The 14,653-nt window shown below is 64.9% G+C and carries 10 protein-coding genes; 5 read left to right on the top strand and 5 right to left on the bottom strand.

What is annotated here, in order from left to right; translation table 11 throughout:
• The first annotated feature begins 98 nt into the window (after nucleotides 1-98).
• Complete coding sequence (locus CIT37_RS22075) at nucleotides 99-3,911, top strand: DUF3971 domain-containing protein (RefSeq protein WP_167456592.1); 3,813 nt, start codon at nucleotides 99-101, stop codon at nucleotides 3,909-3,911.
• Between the two features lie 166 nt (nucleotides 3,912-4,077).
• On the opposite strand, the gene CIT37_RS22070 is transcribed toward CIT37_RS22075, so the two are convergent.
• From CIT37_RS22070 to tyrS, 4 genes are all read right to left on the bottom strand, one after another.
• On the bottom strand, nucleotides 4,078-5,772 hold the full coding sequence (locus CIT37_RS22070; RefSeq protein ID WP_028144831.1) for a methyl-accepting chemotaxis protein: 1,695 nt from the start codon (nucleotides 5,770-5,772) through the stop codon (nucleotides 4,078-4,080).
• A gap of 363 nt (nucleotides 5,773-6,135) precedes the next feature.
• On the bottom strand, nucleotides 6,136-6,573 hold the full coding sequence (locus CIT37_RS22065) for a DoxX family protein (RefSeq protein ID WP_028144830.1): 438 nt from the start codon (nucleotides 6,571-6,573) through the stop codon (nucleotides 6,136-6,138).
• Nucleotides 6,574-6,793: 220 nt separating this feature from the next.
• Nucleotides 6,794-8,041 carry an MFS transporter gene (locus CIT37_RS22060; RefSeq protein ID WP_095424240.1) on the bottom strand — a complete coding sequence of 416 codons (1,248 nt, stop codon included), beginning with the start codon at nucleotides 8,039-8,041 and terminating at the stop codon, nucleotides 6,794-6,796.
• Nucleotides 8,042-8,098: 57 nt separating this feature from the next.
• A complete protein-coding gene (gene tyrS / locus CIT37_RS22055; protein ID WP_095424239.1) occupies nucleotides 8,099-9,352 on the bottom strand; it encodes a tyrosine--tRNA ligase in 1,254 nt (417 codons plus the stop codon).
• 165 nt (nucleotides 9,353-9,517) lie between these two features.
• On the opposite strand from tyrS, the gene CIT37_RS22050 reads away from it, so the two are divergent.
• The 3 genes from CIT37_RS22050 (at nucleotide 9,518) to CIT37_RS22040 (ending at nucleotide 12,459) form a co-directional block, all read left to right on the top strand.
• Complete coding sequence (locus CIT37_RS22050; protein ID WP_095424238.1) at nucleotides 9,518-10,621, top strand: anhydro-N-acetylmuramic acid kinase; 1,104 nt, start codon at nucleotides 9,518-9,520, stop codon at nucleotides 10,619-10,621.
• Nucleotides 10,622-11,447: 826 nt separating this feature from the next.
• Entirely contained in the window at nucleotides 11,448-12,125 is a 678-nt protein-coding gene (locus CIT37_RS22045) for a glutathione S-transferase family protein (protein WP_095424237.1), read from the top strand.
• A 10-nt stretch (nucleotides 12,126-12,135) separates the two neighbouring features.
• On the top strand, nucleotides 12,136-12,459 hold the full coding sequence (locus CIT37_RS22040) for a DMT family transporter (RefSeq protein WP_028144825.1): 324 nt from the start codon (nucleotides 12,136-12,138) through the stop codon (nucleotides 12,457-12,459).
• Here the strand turns inward: CIT37_RS22040 and CIT37_RS22035 are convergent.
• Complete coding sequence (locus tag CIT37_RS22035) at nucleotides 12,456-13,103, bottom strand: alpha/beta hydrolase (RefSeq protein ID WP_014495555.1); 648 nt, start codon at nucleotides 13,101-13,103, stop codon at nucleotides 12,456-12,458. The two genes, CIT37_RS22040 and CIT37_RS22035, sit on opposite strands and share 4 nt — an antisense overlap.
• Before the next feature lie 350 nt (nucleotides 13,104-13,453).
• On the opposite strand from CIT37_RS22035, the gene CIT37_RS22030 reads away from it, so the two are divergent.
• Nucleotides 13,454-14,593 carry a cysteine desulfurase family protein gene (locus CIT37_RS22030; RefSeq protein WP_095424236.1) on the top strand — a complete coding sequence of 380 codons (1,140 nt, stop codon included), beginning with the start codon at nucleotides 13,454-13,456 and terminating at the stop codon, nucleotides 14,591-14,593.
• Nucleotides 14,594-14,653 lie beyond the last annotated feature (60 nt).

The following is a 14,653-nucleotide window of genomic DNA, read 5'->3' as shown; positions in this document are numbered from 1 at the left end:
GTATGGTTACAAGGAATTCCACGCACCACCCCACTGCTCGTTGAACGCGCTCCCGGGGCGAAATGACGAACAGCAGGAATATTCGAGGTATGGCGGCAATGCCGGCGCAGGGAGCTTCGCTTCCCGTGGACGGCTGCGGTCCCGGCGGCGCTCAATCCTCTGACGGGCGCCTGTATCGAGAGGCAATGGCAAGGAATAAGTCGCCCCAGGATTTCAATCGGGACTTCGATCGGCGCGGCGTTCAGCAACAGCCGCAGGAATGGGACGACGCCGATTGGGATCCGGATCAGGAGGCGGCCGCGGGCCATCGCGCGCGCCGGCTGTTGTCGCGTTCCAATTCGGGCTTTCATCGCTTCGGTGACGGTTTTGGCGCGTTGCGGCGCTGGCTGGCGGCCGATCGCTGGCTAAAGCGCGTCGTCCTTGTCGTCGGGACTCTCGCCGTCATCTTCATCGGCTGCTTCGGCGCGCTGTGGTGGCGGCTCGGTGCCGGCCCCATCAATCTCGACATTGCAACGCCGTGGCTGGCGGCCGCGATCGAGGACAATATCGGTCACGGCAACACGGTTGAGATCGGAGGCACCCAGATCGAGCGCGCCGGCCGGGTCCGCATCGCCGTCCGCATCCGGGACATCATCGTCCGCGATCGCGATCACGCCGTCGTTGCCAGCGCGCCGAAGGCTGAAGTGAAGCTATCGGGTGCGGGCCTCTTGATGGGGCATCTGCGCGCCGAGAGTCTCAATCTGGTCGATGCCGAACTCGCGATCCGCATCGCGCCCGACGGTACCGTCACCGTGTCCGCCGGCGATACCGCAAAGCCGCTGGCAACCGGCGTCGCCTCGAAGAAGGACGCGGGTCTGCCGCCGACGTTCCCGCGCAATGGCGTCCCGCCGCCGCCATTCGCCACGGGGCCCGCGAGCCAGGATCCATCACAAGCAGCCTCTCAAGGCCCGCCTCAGGTGACGGCGCAGAGCGGCATCCTTCAGGGCCTCGACTGGCTCGACAGTCTGAGCATGACCGGCCTCGACGGCCAGAACCTCAACGAGATCGGTCTGAAGAACGGCAACCTGATCGTCGACGATCAGCAGCGCGGCAGCAAATGGTCGTTTGAGAACATCACGCTCAGCCTGCGCCGGCCGAGCCGCGGGGGCGTCACGCTCAGCCTGGGCGAAGAGGGCGCGCGCCCATGGATGCTGCGCGCCACGATCGGGCCGGCCGAGAACGGCGTGCGCTCGGTCGACATCAAGGCCGACAAGGTCTCGACCTCCAACATCCTGTTGGCGTTGCGGGTCAAGGATCTTACCTACACGGCCGACCTGCCGCTGACGGGCGAGCTCAAGGGCGAGCTCGGCCGCGATGGCGTGCCGACCTTCTTCCGCGGCAAGCTCGCGGTCGGCGCCGGCAATATCATCGACACCGACACGCCAGACTATCCGATGGCGATCGACCAGGCCGAGATCAACGTCGAGTGGGACGCCAATCGGCGGGTGCTGGTGGCACCGTTCAAGATCCTGTCGGGCGCGAACCGCCTGACGCTTCTGGCCCATCTCGAGCCGCCCAACGGCACCATCAACGACTGGCAGCTCGGCTTCAGCGGCGGTTCGATCCTGCTCGGCGGCATCGACAACGAGCCGCCGCTCGTCTTCAACCGCATCGCGATCGGCTTCCGCTTCGACACCGACCACAAGCGCCTCTTGCTGACGCAGGCCGACATCAGCAATGGCGAGATCGGCGTCGCCGGCACGGGTGCGATCGACTATTCCGGCGAGCCGCGGCTGACGCTGGGCTTTGCGGGAACGCCGATGTCGGCCTCCGCGCTCAAGCGGATGTGGCCGACGCTGGTCGTTCCCGAGTTGCGCGAATGGGTGATCGAGCGGATCGAGCGCGGAACGCTCCAGCGCATCGAGATCGGCGTCAATTCGCCCACGAAAAACCTTCCGCGCAAGGGGCCGCCCATTCCTGACGACGGCCTCTCGGTCAACATCGTGGCGAGCGGCGTCGCGGTCCGTCCCGTGGACGGCATGCCTGTTGTGCACGATGCCGATTTGAAGGCGCGCGTGACCGGCCGCACCGCGACCGTGACCATCGGGCAGGGCATTGCCGATACGCCAGCCGGCCGCAAGGTCACGATTTCCGATTTCGTCTTCGAGGTGCCTGATATGGCGCCCAAGCCGTCGCCGTCGCGGACCAGGTTCCGCGTCGAGGGGCCTGTGCCGGCGGCCGCCGAGATGCTCTCGAATGATCGCCTGAGCGATCTGTCGTCGACAGTCGTCGATCCCAACACCAGCAAGGGGACGTTCACGGCGAATATCCAGCTCGGCCTCCCGGTCAAGGGCGAGCTGACCAAGGCGGACACGACCTACGCCGTCACCGCCGACCTCAACGGTTTTGCCGCCGACAAGCTGGTGATGAACCAGAAGCTGGAGGCCAACACTCTCAAGATCGTCGCGAGCAACACGGGCTATCAGGTCAAGGGCGACGTCAAGATCAACGGGCAGGCGGCCTCGCTCGACTATCGCAAGCCGGCCGAGGGCGACGCGGATGTCAGGTTGCAGGCAACGCTGGACGATGCGAGCCGGGCGCGCCTGGGATTCGATCTCAGCCCCGCCGTCAGTGGATCGTTGCCGATCAAGCTGTCGGGCAAGATCGCCGGCGGCCCCGACCAGACGACGAAGCTCGGCGTCGAGGCCGACCTGACCTCGGTGAAGCTCGACAACATCCTGCCCGGCTGGGTCAAGCTGCCGGGCAAGTCGGGCAAGGCCAGCTTCAAGGTCGTGCCGACCGCGCAATCGACGCGTCTGGAAGACATCGTCATCGAAGGTGGTGGCGCCTCGATCAAGGGCTCGCTCGAGGTCGACGCGAACGGCGATCTCATGAGCGCGAACTTCCCGACCTATTCGCCGTCCGATGGCGACAAGGCGTCGCTGAAGGTGGAGCGCAGCCAGGATGGCGTCATCAAGGGCACCATGCGCGGCGACGTGTTCGACGGCCGTGGCTTCCTGAAGTCGGCGATCTCCGGCAATTCCAAGGACGACAAGAACAAGATGAAGAACGTCGATTTCGACATCGACGTGAAGCTCGGCGCCGTCGCGGGTTTCAACGGCGAGGCCATGCGCAGCGTCGATGCCAAGATGTCGAAACGCAATGGTGCCATCAAGGCCTTCACATTGAGCGGCAAGGTCGGCAAAGACACGCCGGTGGCGGCTGATCTGCGCGGCGGGCGTGCACAGGGCAACCGCGAGGTGATCTACCTCCAGACCAACGATGCCGGCGCGCTGCTGCGCTTCACCGACACCTATACTAAGGCGGTCGGCGGCCAGATGGTGGTGGCGATGGAGCCGCCGACATCCGAGCCGAACACCTCGCGCGAAGGCCTCATCAACGTCCGCGACTTCACGGTGAAGGGCGAGGCGCAGCTCGAGCGCGTTGCCGCCGGCGCGCCCAACGGCACCGGCAACGGTGTCTCGTTCAGCGCGCTCCGCGCCGAGTTCACCCGGCAGAACGGCGCGCTCACGGTCCGTGACGGCGTGGTCAAGGGTCCCATGATCGGCGCCACCATCGAGGGCTCGATCGACTATCCCGGCAACCAGGTCTGCATGAGCGGCACCTTCGTGCCGATGTATGGCGTCAACAACATCTTCGGCCAGATCCCGTTGTTCGGCATCTTCCTCGGCGGCGGCAACAATGAAGGGTTGATCGGCGTGACTTATGAGGTCGTCGGCACGCCGGCTGCGCCCGTGATGCGCGTCAATCCGATCTCGGCGATGGCCCCGGGCCTGTTCCGCAAGATATTCGAGTTCAACACCGGCAAGCAGAACTCGCCGTTCGAAGAATTCCCCTCGCAGTCAAACGACGGTTCGACCGGCTCGACGCGCCAGCTCTCGAGTGGATGTAGCCTGACGCGGCGGCAGTAGGGGCGGCTGTCTCCGGCGTCATGGCCGGGCTTTCCCGGCCATCCACGCCCCACACACGGCACCAGGAACGTGGATGCCCGGGCCTTCGCCTCGCCGAAGCGGCTTCGGCCGCGCAGGCGGGACAAGCCCGGGCATGACGGAGATCGCTTGGAGTGTTGTCGGCCGCCTAAGCCGCGCGCACGCCTGCGAGGAATGTCCCGACTTCGCCGGAGAGCTGCTCGGCCTGCTTGGAGAGGTTCGAGGCGGCGGCGAGCACCATGCCGGCGGCATTGCCGGTCTCGTTCGCGGCGGTAGAGACGCCGCCGATATTGGTGGTGACTTCCTTGGTGGCTTCCGCGGTCTGCGAGACGCTGCGGGCGATCTCGGCGGTGGCGGCGCCTTGCTCCTCGATGGCGGCGCCGATCGAGGTGGCGATGCGGCTGACCTCCTCGATGGTGGCGGTGATGCCGCCGATGGCGTCCACGGCCTCCTTGGTCGCGCCCTGGATCTGCGCGATCTTGTCGCCGATCTCGCGGGTGGCTTCGGCAGTCTGGCTCGCCAGCGACTTCACCTCGGAGGCGACCACGGCAAAGCCGCGGCCGGCTTCACCGGCGCGCGCGGCCTCGATGGTGGCGTTGAGAGCGAGCAAGTTGGTCTGCGCCGCGATGCTGGAGATCAACTCGGCGACATGCTCGATCTGCTGGGCACCGTCCGAGAGCGCGCGCACGATGGTGTCGGTGCGGCGGGCGCTGTCCACGGCGCGACCCGTGACTTCGGCGGACTGGGCGACCTGGCGGCTGATCTCGGTGATGGAGGAGGAGAGCTCTTCGGCGGCGGCCGCGACGGTCTGGACGCGCTGGCTGGCCTCGGTGGCGGCCGTGCCGACCACGGCGGCGCGGCGGTTGGTGCCCTCAGCCGTGGATGACATCGATTTCGCGGTGGTCTCGAGCTCGCCGGAGCCGGAGGCCATCAGGCCGACGAGCTGACCGACGGAGGCATCGAAGCGATCGGCGAGGGCGATCAGGGCGTCGCGCTTCTCCTGCTCGCTGCGGGTCTTGGCGGCGACCTGCTCGGCTTCCAGGTTCCGCGCCGTCAGCGCGGTCTGCCTGAGCACTTCGAGTGTCTCGGCCATGCGGCCGATCTCGTCGCCGCGGTCGGTCTCCTCGACCGGGTTATCGATGGCGCCTTCCGAAATCTCCTGCATGCGGTTCTTCTGGCGGTCGAGCGCGCCGAGCACGTCGCGAGCGATCAGCCAGGACAGCGTCGCCATCAGCAGCATCAGGCCGACGCCGATCGCGCCGAGCTCCAGCGTCAGGGCGCGCACGTCGGCGTCGATGTCGTCGACATAGAGGCCGTAGCTGATGGTCGCGTTCCAGGGCGCGAATTTGCGCGCGAAGACGGTCTTGCGCACGGGCTCGGTCTGGCCGGGGCGGGGGTAGAGATAGGAGGTCACTCCGCCCTGCGCGGTCTCGCCGCCAGCCTTGATGATGGCGTCGGCGATCAGGACGCCGTTGGAGTCTTTGGCTCCGGTGATCTTGCCTTCCAGCTGCTGATTGGCGCCGTTCACCAGGATGGAGGTGTCGGGGTTGTAGACGACGGGGTAGCCCTGGTTGCCGTTGAAGTTCATGCGGCGGCCACGCTGGTGGAACTGGGCTTTGGCGTCGGCCGACGTCAGCTTGCCGGCGGTAACCTCTTCCTGAAGAGATTGCGCGTAGTTGTAGAGCAGCTCTACCGCAGTCCGCATCTGCTGGACGCGGTCCTCCATCATGCGGCTCTTGCTGAGGACGGACGATACGCCGATGATGGCTGTGACTGTGAGAGCTGAAAGACAGACCATGCTGGCGAGCTTGGTCCGGATCTTGAGATGACTCATCAGCTTCATCGCAGCCTCGAAAAAAATGGTTGTTATTGCTCGCGTCGGTAGCATGAAGTTCTTACCAATCATGAATGGACGCGTGCGACGTGCTGCCGCGCGCGCAGCGTCCGCAGCCGGATGCGCACGCATGCAGGCGGAAACGCGCTTCGCCAGTGCGTGGCGCGTCAGGTCGCCGAGACAGATGATGTCGGAATGTGGTGGTGACCGAGCCCGGCCGGAGCGGCAATGAACCGATTCGTTCACCGCATCGTCATGGCCGTGCTGCTCGTGGCCGCCCTCGTCCTGATCTGGAACGTGCTGGGCGCGCGCTGAGTCGGCACCGGCAGATCCGCCGGTGCCGACTTGCGTTCAGGTTAATTTGCGAGCGCCTCAGCGCCGTGCGTAGGCATCGCCCGCCGCGTCACTCTCCTTGCCCATCAGCGCATCTACGCTGACCGAACCGCCGCCGGCGGCCGCGAGGTAGAGGCAGGCGAAGCAGAACAGGATTGCTGCGGTGCCGCCATTGAGCAGCGGCAAGAGCACCGGCGTTTCGCCTTTGAGCATGTGGCCCATGAAGTAAGCGAAGGCCATTTCGCCCGAGAGAATGAAAGCGGTGAGGCGGGTGAACAGGCCGAGCATCAGAAGCGCGCCGAGCACGAGTTCGAGCGCACCTGCCGTCCAGATCAGCGGCGGGATGTTGGCGAAGTAGGGGAGCACCGGAAACTTGAAGATCTTTGCGATGCCGTACTGGAACAGCAGCAATCCGGTGACGAAGCGAAACAGGCTCAAGAGAACCGGTTGAAAGCGAGTGAGATACGGAAAGTTCATTGGTTTGTGCCCTCCATCCAATGCTGCGACTTGGACCGCATTCGGTTTCGCCCTGCAAGCCGTGCGCACTCGATTCGTCCTGACATTTTCGTCATGTCGGACAAAACACCGCAGGCCAGGATTTCAGCCGCGTACGACCGCAGCTTTCGCGCGTATTCCGCGTCGCGCCCATCCGTAATTTCCCGGTGACGCGGATGCGCGCAAGTTACCTCCAGGACACCTACCGCCGCAAGGCGGGCACGATCAGGAACGGGATCATCCCGAGCACCACGCTCGCAAGTGCGAACGCAAGCAGCGCGTTGTACCCGTGGGTCGCGTCATGGATCAGGCCGCCGCTCCAGGAGCCGAACGCCGAGCCGAGGCCACTGCCGATCGAGATGGTGCCGTAGATGGTGCCGACCCGCTTGCCCTGGAAAATCCTCATCGCCGTGGCGCTGATCAGCGGGCCGCGCGAGCCCATCATGCTGCCGAAGCAGACGACGAAACCGGTGAGCAGCAGGATGTTCGGAGAATACTGCAACAGCCAGAGCAGGACGATGCCGAGGATCGAGATCGCGTAGCTCAGCAGCACCGACGGCCGGCGCCCGATCAGGCCGTCGAGCGCGGAGACGCCGAGCATGCCGAACACAAGCACGACGCCGGAGAAACCCCAGGCGGTCGCAGCCTGCAGCGGCGGAAAGCCGGCGTCGATCAGATAGGCCACGATCTGTGCGGCGATTGAGTACATGCCGACGGCAGTGAAGAAAAAGGTCCAGAACAGCGCCCAGAAGGCGTGATGGCGCATGGCACGGAGCAGGGTCCAGCCATTGTCGACGAAATCAGGGTCGGTCCTCTTCACGACATGCGGCGAGCCCGCGGCGAACAGCCGCCACGGCAGCAGCATCAGCGGGAGCAACAGGCCCAGTGCCGTAAAACCGAATAGCTGGTAGGTGTCGCGCCAGCCGATGTGATCGATCAGGAGCTGCGAAGCCGGCAACAGCGCCAGCACGCCGCCGCCCATCGCTGAATACACCACCGACATTGCCGTCGGCAGACGAGGGCCGAACCAGCGGCCGAGCAGGATCGAGTTCGGCACGATGCCGATGAAGGCAACGCCGATGCCGACGCAGAGGCCGATCGAGAGTTGGAATTGCCAGAGATGTTGCGCGTGGGCTGCGACCAGGAACGCCGCGCCCAGCAGCAACAGCCCGAGCGCATAGACGATGCGTGGTCCGGAATGGTCGAACAGGCGTCCGACGAAGGGCGCGGTGAGACCGCTCGCGAGCCAGGTCAGTGAATAGACCGAGACGATCTGCGCGCGGTCCCAGCCAAAACTTTCCGAAATCGGTTTCAGGAACACCGTAAAGCTGTCGCCGAGCCCGCGGCCGAGCACGGCCAGCGTGAAGCACAGAGCGAGCACGACGAGCGCGGTGCGAACAGCGTCCCGCTGATCGCTCGCGACGTTCTCCCTGGGCGTGTTCTGATCCATTGCCCGTCAGGGAGCGCGCATCCGTGCGCCCTGACAAGCAGCGAAAAGCTCATACGCCTATGCAGGCTTAAGGAGGACGTGCTTCTTCTTGCCGAAGGACAGCTTGATCACGCCCTCGGGCGTCAGATTGTTTGCCGACAGTGCCATCTTTTCGTCAGTGACCGGCTCGTCGTTGACGCGAAGGCCGCCGCCCTTGATCTGGCGCCGGGCTTCGCCGTTGGATGCAACGAGGCCCGCCTTGACGAAGGCGTTGAGCACGCCGAGGCCGGCGTCGATCTCACCCTGCGGAATTTGCACCGTCGGCAGGGTTTCGGCCAGCGCGCCTTCCTCGAAGGTGCGGCGCGCGGTCTCCGCCGCCTCGTTCGCGGCCTCGCGGCCGTGCAGCAGCGCGGTCGCTTCAGTGGCGAGCACCTTCTTGGCCTCGTTGATCTCCGAGCCGCCGAGCGCCTCGAGCTTCCTGATCTCAGCCATCGGCAGCGTCGTGAACAGCTTCAGGAATTTGCCGACGTCGGCATCTTCCGTGTTGCGCCAGTACTGCCAGAAATCATAGGGCGAGAACGCGTCGGCGTTGAGCCAGACCGCGCCTTGCGCCGTCTTGCCCATCTTGGCGCCGGACGCCGTCGTCAACAGCGGTGTCGTCAGTGCGAACAGCTGATGGGTGCCCATGCGGCGGCCGAGATCGACGCCCATGATGATGTTGCCCCACTGGTCCGAGCCGCCCATCTGCAATTTGCAGCCGGTGCGCTTGGCGAGCTCGACGAAGTCGTAAGCCTGGCAGACCATGTAGTTGAACTCGATGAAGCTCATCTCCTGCTCGCGCTCGAGGCGCAGCCGCACGGAGTCCATGGTCAGCATGCGGTTGACCGAGAAGTGCCGCCCGACGTCGCGCAGCATCTCGATCCAGTTCAGCTTGGTCAGCCACTCCGCATTGTCGAGCATGATGGCGTCGCTCGCGCCGCTGCCGTAGCGCAGCACTTTCGCGAACACGCCGCGGATCGATTCCTTGTTGGCCTCGATCTCGGCGACGGTGCGCATCGCGCGCGTCTCGTCCTTGCCGGAGGGATCGCCCACCATGGTGGTGCCGCCGCCCATCAGCGTGATCGGCTTGTTGCCGGACTGCTGCAGCCAGTGCAGCATCATCATGGTGAGGTAATTGCCGATATGCAGCGAGCGGGCGGTGCAATCGTAGCCGACATAGGCGGTCGCCTCGCCCTTGGCGGCGAGCGCGTCCAGCCCCTCGAAATCGGAGCACTGGTGAATGAATCCACGTTCCTGCAGGGTGTTGAGGAAATCCGATTTAAATGCAGTCATCTGTCGGCGTGCCTGACAATTCTTGGTTTACTGTTTTGGGCGCAATTTAAGGGTCTTCCGTGGGAACTCGATTGCTGCCCGCCACTTTGGCCTGTGGCATTATAAGATGTGTCCCTCTGGCACAAGATCGGCATGCCGGAGGGGGTCTCTTGAGGACGCTGATCCATGATGTTGACGGCACTCGGTTTGATGAGCGGCACCTCGCTGGACGGGGTGGATGTCGCGCTGATCGAAACCGATGGAAAACAGGTGAAGGCATTCGGGCCGTCCGGCTACCGGGCCTATAGCCCTGCGGAGCGCAATCTGCTGCGCCAGGCGCTCTCCGAGGCTGTGCACCTGCTGCAACGTGACGCCCGGCCAGGCATCCTGGCCGAGGCCGAGCGCGCGGTGACACGGGCCCATGCCGAGGCGGTTGCCGCCTTCTTTGCCCAGAACCGCATGAAGCCCGAGGACATCGACATCGTCGGCTTCCACGGCCAGACCGTGCTGCACCGCCCCGAGAGACGGCTGACGGTGCAGATCGGCGACGCGCCGGCGCTGGCGAGAGCGATCCATATCCCCGTGATGCATGATTTCCGCGCCGCCGACGTCGAGGCCGGCGGGCAGGGGGCGCCCTTCGTACCCGTCTACCACCGCGCGCTCGCCAACTCGCTGGATCGCGAGGGGCCGATCGTCGTGGTCAATATCGGCGGCGTCTCCAACATCACCTATATCGACGGCAACGACACGCTGATCGCCTGCGACACCGGCCCCGGCAACGCGCTGCTGGACGATTTCATGTACCGCACCATGAACCAGGCGTTCGATGCGGAAGGAAAGTTCGCAGCGCTCGGGAAGGTCGATGAGGCCTGGATCGCGCGTGCGCTCGAGCTGCCGTTTTTTGCGTTGCCTCCGCCGAAATCGCTCGACCGCAACGATTTCGCCGCGCTCAAGCTCGGCGATGTCGCCCCGGCCGATGGCGCGGCGACGCTGACCGCCTTCACCGCGGCGGCGATCGCCCGCATCATCCCGTTGCTGCCGCGTCGGCCGCGGAGCTGGATCGTCTGCGGCGGCGGCGCCCGCAATCTCACCATGCTGCGGATGCTGCGGGAGCGGGTGGGATCGGCGACCGTCGAGGCCGCCGAGACGCTCGGCTGGGCCTCCGACGCCATCGAAGCCCAGGCCTTCGGCTTCCTCGCCGCGCGTGGGCTGAAGGGCCTGCCGCTGTCCTATCCGGCCACCACGGGCGTGCCGATGCCGATGACGGGCGGGGTGATCGCGCGGCCCTGAGGGCGGCTTCCCGAATTGGGGCACTGCCTCGCCCTTCCAATCGGCTTTCAAGATTGCAGACACGCCTTCGTACTCTCGCGGCAGGTTTCGCCCGAGCCTTGCTGTCGTTCGCGCTCCTTGAAGACCAAAGGGCGCAGGGAAGGCCGGGCGCCGGCGGCACCCGCAGGTCCGTGGGCGATTAGAACGCACACGGGGTGGACCACAGGTGTGCCGGTCGCCCGGCCTTCCCTGCGCGGATGGTTTTAACGGTGTCCTTCGTGCTCTCCTCGGGGAGCGTTGCACTATTGCCCCCGTCGCCTTGCGGATGGCTGATGCACGTGCCCGGTCGGGCCGCCGCATCACCGCAAGCCTTGACGCCAGAACCCCGGGCGTCGGGACCACACGACTTCTCCGTCCGCGGACGGCTTGGTCTCAACATCCGGGGCTTGCGTGTGCCCGCCCCAGAGCATCGACCAAACCGCTGTGACCGCGCCGTGTCGTATGCGCGTTGTGCCGGGACTCACGGTCGCCCGCCCTGTCCTCACGCACATCGCGCCGGCGCTACCGCGTCCACCGCACCCCGGCCCGCATCTCGTGACGATCGCGAAGCGCCCCTCTGGCAGGGCCGGGATGGCGTGTGTATGCCATAAATCCGAAATTCGGGAAAGTGGAATATTTTTGCGGACGGGGATTGACGGGTTTTGGGTGTTTTGCCCGACGCGTGCCGATGCCGATAACGGCAGGGTGATCGGCCGGCGCCAAATTAATGCAATTGCATTGATCTTGACAGTTGCATGCAAGTGCATCTATATGGGTGCAGCTGCATTGAAACGCCGGGATCTTGGCCATGACCGCTTCGCTCAAACTGATCAGCCACAAGCTTTGCCCCTACGTGCAGCGCGCCGTGATCGCGCTGACGGAAAAGGGCGTGCCGTTCGAGCGGATCGACATCGATCTCGCCAACAAGCCCGACTGGTTTCTAAAGCTCTCGCCGCTCGGCAAGGTGCCGGTGCTGGTGGTGACGACCGATAGCGGCGAAGTCGCGCTGTTCGAGAGCAACGTGATCTGTGAATACATCGAGGAGACGCAAGCGGGCCTCAAGCTGCATCCGGCGGATGCGCTGAAGCGTGCCGAGCATCGCGCCTGGATGGAGTTCGGCTCGGCGATCCTCGGCGATCTCTGGGGACTGGAGACGACGACGGATCCGGCGACCTTCGAAACCAAGCGCCAGGCGCTCGCCGCGAAATTCGCGCGTGTCGAAGGGGCGCTCGGCGCGGGACCTTATTTCGCTGGCGATGCGTTCAGCCTGGTCGATGCGGTGTTCGCGCCGATCTTCCGCTATTTCGATCTGTTCGACGAACTGACCGAGCACGGCATCTTCACCGATCTTCCGAAGGTGCGGGCGTGGCGCGCGCAGCTTGCGAAGCGTCCGAGCGTACGAACCGCGGTTGGCGCGGACTATCCTCAATTGCTGCGCGCCTTCCTGGTGCGGCACGACGCGCATCTGCTCAAGCTCGCCGCCTGAGACGATGCCGATGTCGCAATCCCTGGCCTGGCTGATGCTGGTGATCGCCGGCGCGCTCGACGTCGGCTGGGCGATCTCGATGAAATATGCGGAGGGCTACACGCGCTTAGGCTGGAGCGTCGTTTCGGTGGTGCTGCTCGCGGCCTTCGTTGTCCTGCTCGGGCGGGCCTTGAAGGTGCTCGAGGTCGGCGTCGCCTATTCGGTGTGGACCGGCATTGGGGCTGCCGGCACTTTCGTGATGGGCGTCGTGTTGTTCGGCGAGACCTTGAGCGCGATGAAGCTTGCGGGCATCGCGCTCGTCTTGATGGGGATCGCCGCGCTAAAGCTCGCTTAGCGCACGTTGGCCAGACGCATGTCGAGATAGGCCGTGATGGTCTCCATCAGCGGCTCGAGCTTGGCGTCGAAGAAATGGTTGGCGCCGGGGATGACCTGCTGGTCGATCACGATGCCCTTCTGCGTCTTCAGCTTCTCGACCAGGGTGTTGACGTCCTTCGGCGGCACCACCGCGTCCTTCTCGCCATGCACGATCAGGCCCGACGACGGGCAGGGCGCAAGGAACGAGAAGTCGTAGAGATTGGCCGGCGGCGCGATCGAGATGAAGCCCTCGACCTCGGGGCGGCGCATCAGGAGCTGCATGCCGATCCAGGCGCCGAAGGAGAAGCCGGCGACCCAGCAGGCGCGCGCTTCGGGATTGATGGTCTGCGCCCAGTCGAGGGCTGCGGCGGCATCCGACAATTCGCCGGTACCATGGTCGAATGAGCCCTGGCTGCGGCCGACGCCGCGGAAATTGAAGCGCAGCACCGAGAAGCCGCGATGCGCGAACGCATAGTAGCACTGGTACACGATCTGATGATTCATCGTGCCGTGAAACTGCGGATGCGGATGCAGGATCATCGCGATCGGCGCGTTCTTCTGCTTGGCCGGGTGATAGCGGCCTTCGAGACGGCCGGCAGGGCCAGTGAAAATAACTTCAGGCATCGATGATCTCTTGATTGATGTGCTGGAGAGACGATCCTCGGCAATCAACCGATTGTGGCCTCATCGGCAGGTACCGACGGAAGCGCGAATGAAGGGTGAGAAGGCGCGCCTTGCGGTGATGCGCTGAAGGCGTGCGGTGACTTGACGGTGCGGGTTCTAACATAGGCTGAGGGTCAAAAAGCAAGCATCTTGAACATCACTCAATGGGCTCAAGATGTTAGCGTGTCATGGTCGCGTCATCAGCTGCCGCGGGTATGGAATCGCCCGTTGCCAAGCGCGTGTCGGGGCGCCATGTCGGGCTGGATGGGCCCAACGGGTCAAGTTTGCCAGGCAAGGTAAGATAATACTACATGCGGAACCGCGTTTATCTCGACTGGAATGCGACCACGCCGCTGCGTGCGGAAGCGCGACGCGCAATGCTCGCCGCCTGGGATCTGGTCGGCAACCCGTCATCGGTCCATGCCGAGGGGCGGGAGGCGCGACGGCTGATCGAGGAGGCCCGCGCCACGCTGGCGGTGGCGGTAGGGGTGCTGCCGCGGAACGTCGTCTTCACCTCCGCTGGCACGGAAGCCAACGCGCTGGCGCTGTCGCCTGGCCTGCGGCGGTCATCCGGCGGCCCGGTCGAGCGGCTGCTGCTCTCGGCCGTGGAGCACGCTTCGGTGCTGGCCGGTGGCCGGTTCGCGGCGGACAAGATCGGCCTGATCCCGGTGATGCGTTCCGGTGTGGTTGACCTCGACCATCTCAGGAGCCTGCTCCGCGACGGCGCTCCGGCACTGGTTTCCGTCATGGCGGCGAACAACGAAACCGGCGCGCTCCAGCCGGTCGCGGAGGTCGCCCGGATCGTCCATGAGGCCGGCGGCCTCCTGCACGTCGATGCAATCCAGGCGCTTGGCAAAATCCCATTCGAGATCAACGCTATGGGCGCAGATCTTGCGACTTTTTCTGCACATAAGGTCGGCGGCCCCAAGGGTGTCGGCGCCCTGGTCGTGGCGGAGGGACTGACGGGATTGGAGCCGCTGCTGCGGGGAGGCGGCCAGGAGCTGAACCGGCGCGCCGGAACCGAGAATATTGCGGGAATCGCGGGCTTTGGCGCAGCGGTGAAGGTCGCGCTTCAGACTCTTTCGGAAGATGCGGAGCAGATGGCAACCCTCAGAAATCGCTTGGAAAATGGCATCCGGGGAATCGCCGGCGCAACGATCCTCTCGGATGAGGTGAAGAGGTTGCCTAATACCGTCCTTTTCACCGCGCCCGGCCTCAAGGCTGTGACCGCCGTGATCGGCTTTGACCTCGAAGGCATCGCAGTCTCCTCGGGTTCGGCCTGTTCCTCGGGCAAGGTCCAACCCTCTCACGTGCTGTCGGCCATGGGGTACGATGCCGCCGTGGCCCAGGGAGCGGTGCGTCTCAGTCTGGGCTGGTCCACGGAACCGGATGACATCAACAGGGCGTTAGAGGCTTGGCGAAAGCTCGGTAATACCCTACTTAAGAGCTAAGCGATGAAACACGGCTTGAACGGTTCTAAGCGCGTGCTTTCCGCCAAAAAACATCGTAAT

Source organism: Bradyrhizobium ottawaense (assembly GCF_002278135.3).
In the GTDB taxonomy this organism is placed as follows: Bacteria; Pseudomonadota; Alphaproteobacteria; order Rhizobiales; family Xanthobacteraceae; genus Bradyrhizobium; species Bradyrhizobium ottawaense.
This window is presented reverse-complemented; position numbering and strand designations above follow the sequence as displayed.

What these genes read in the sequence shown, in the direction of transcription:
- CIT37_RS22075 (WP_167456592.1), top strand. Translation starts at nt 99, where the DNA reads ATGCCGGCGCAGGGAGCTTCGCTTCCCGTGGACGGCTGCGGTCCCGGC.
- CIT37_RS22040 (WP_028144825.1), top strand. Translation starts at nt 12,136, where the DNA reads ATGTCGCAATCCCTGGCCTGGCTGATGCTGGTGATCGCCGGCGCGCTC.
- CIT37_RS22060 (WP_095424240.1), bottom strand. Translation starts at nt 8,041, where the DNA reads ATGGATCAGAACACGCCCAGGGAGAACGTCGCGAGCGATCAGCGGGAC.
- CIT37_RS22035 (WP_014495555.1), bottom strand. Translation starts at nt 13,103, where the DNA reads ATGCCTGAAGTTATTTTCACTGGCCCTGCCGGCCGTCTCGAAGGCCGC.
- CIT37_RS22050 (WP_095424238.1), top strand. Translation starts at nt 9,518, where the DNA reads ATGATGTTGACGGCACTCGGTTTGATGAGCGGCACCTCGCTGGACGGG.
- CIT37_RS22070 (WP_028144831.1), bottom strand. Translation starts at nt 5,772, where the DNA reads ATGAAGCTGATGAGTCATCTCAAGATCCGGACCAAGCTCGCCAGCATG.
- CIT37_RS22030 (WP_095424236.1), top strand. Translation starts at nt 13,454, where the DNA reads ATGCGGAACCGCGTTTATCTCGACTGGAATGCGACCACGCCGCTGCGT.
- CIT37_RS22045 (WP_095424237.1), top strand. Translation starts at nt 11,448, where the DNA reads ATGACCGCTTCGCTCAAACTGATCAGCCACAAGCTTTGCCCCTACGTG.
- tyrS (WP_095424239.1), bottom strand. Translation starts at nt 9,352, where the DNA reads ATGACTGCATTTAAATCGGATTTCCTCAACACCCTGCAGGAACGTGGA.
- CIT37_RS22065 (WP_028144830.1), bottom strand. Translation starts at nt 6,573, where the DNA reads ATGAACTTTCCGTATCTCACTCGCTTTCAACCGGTTCTCTTGAGCCTG.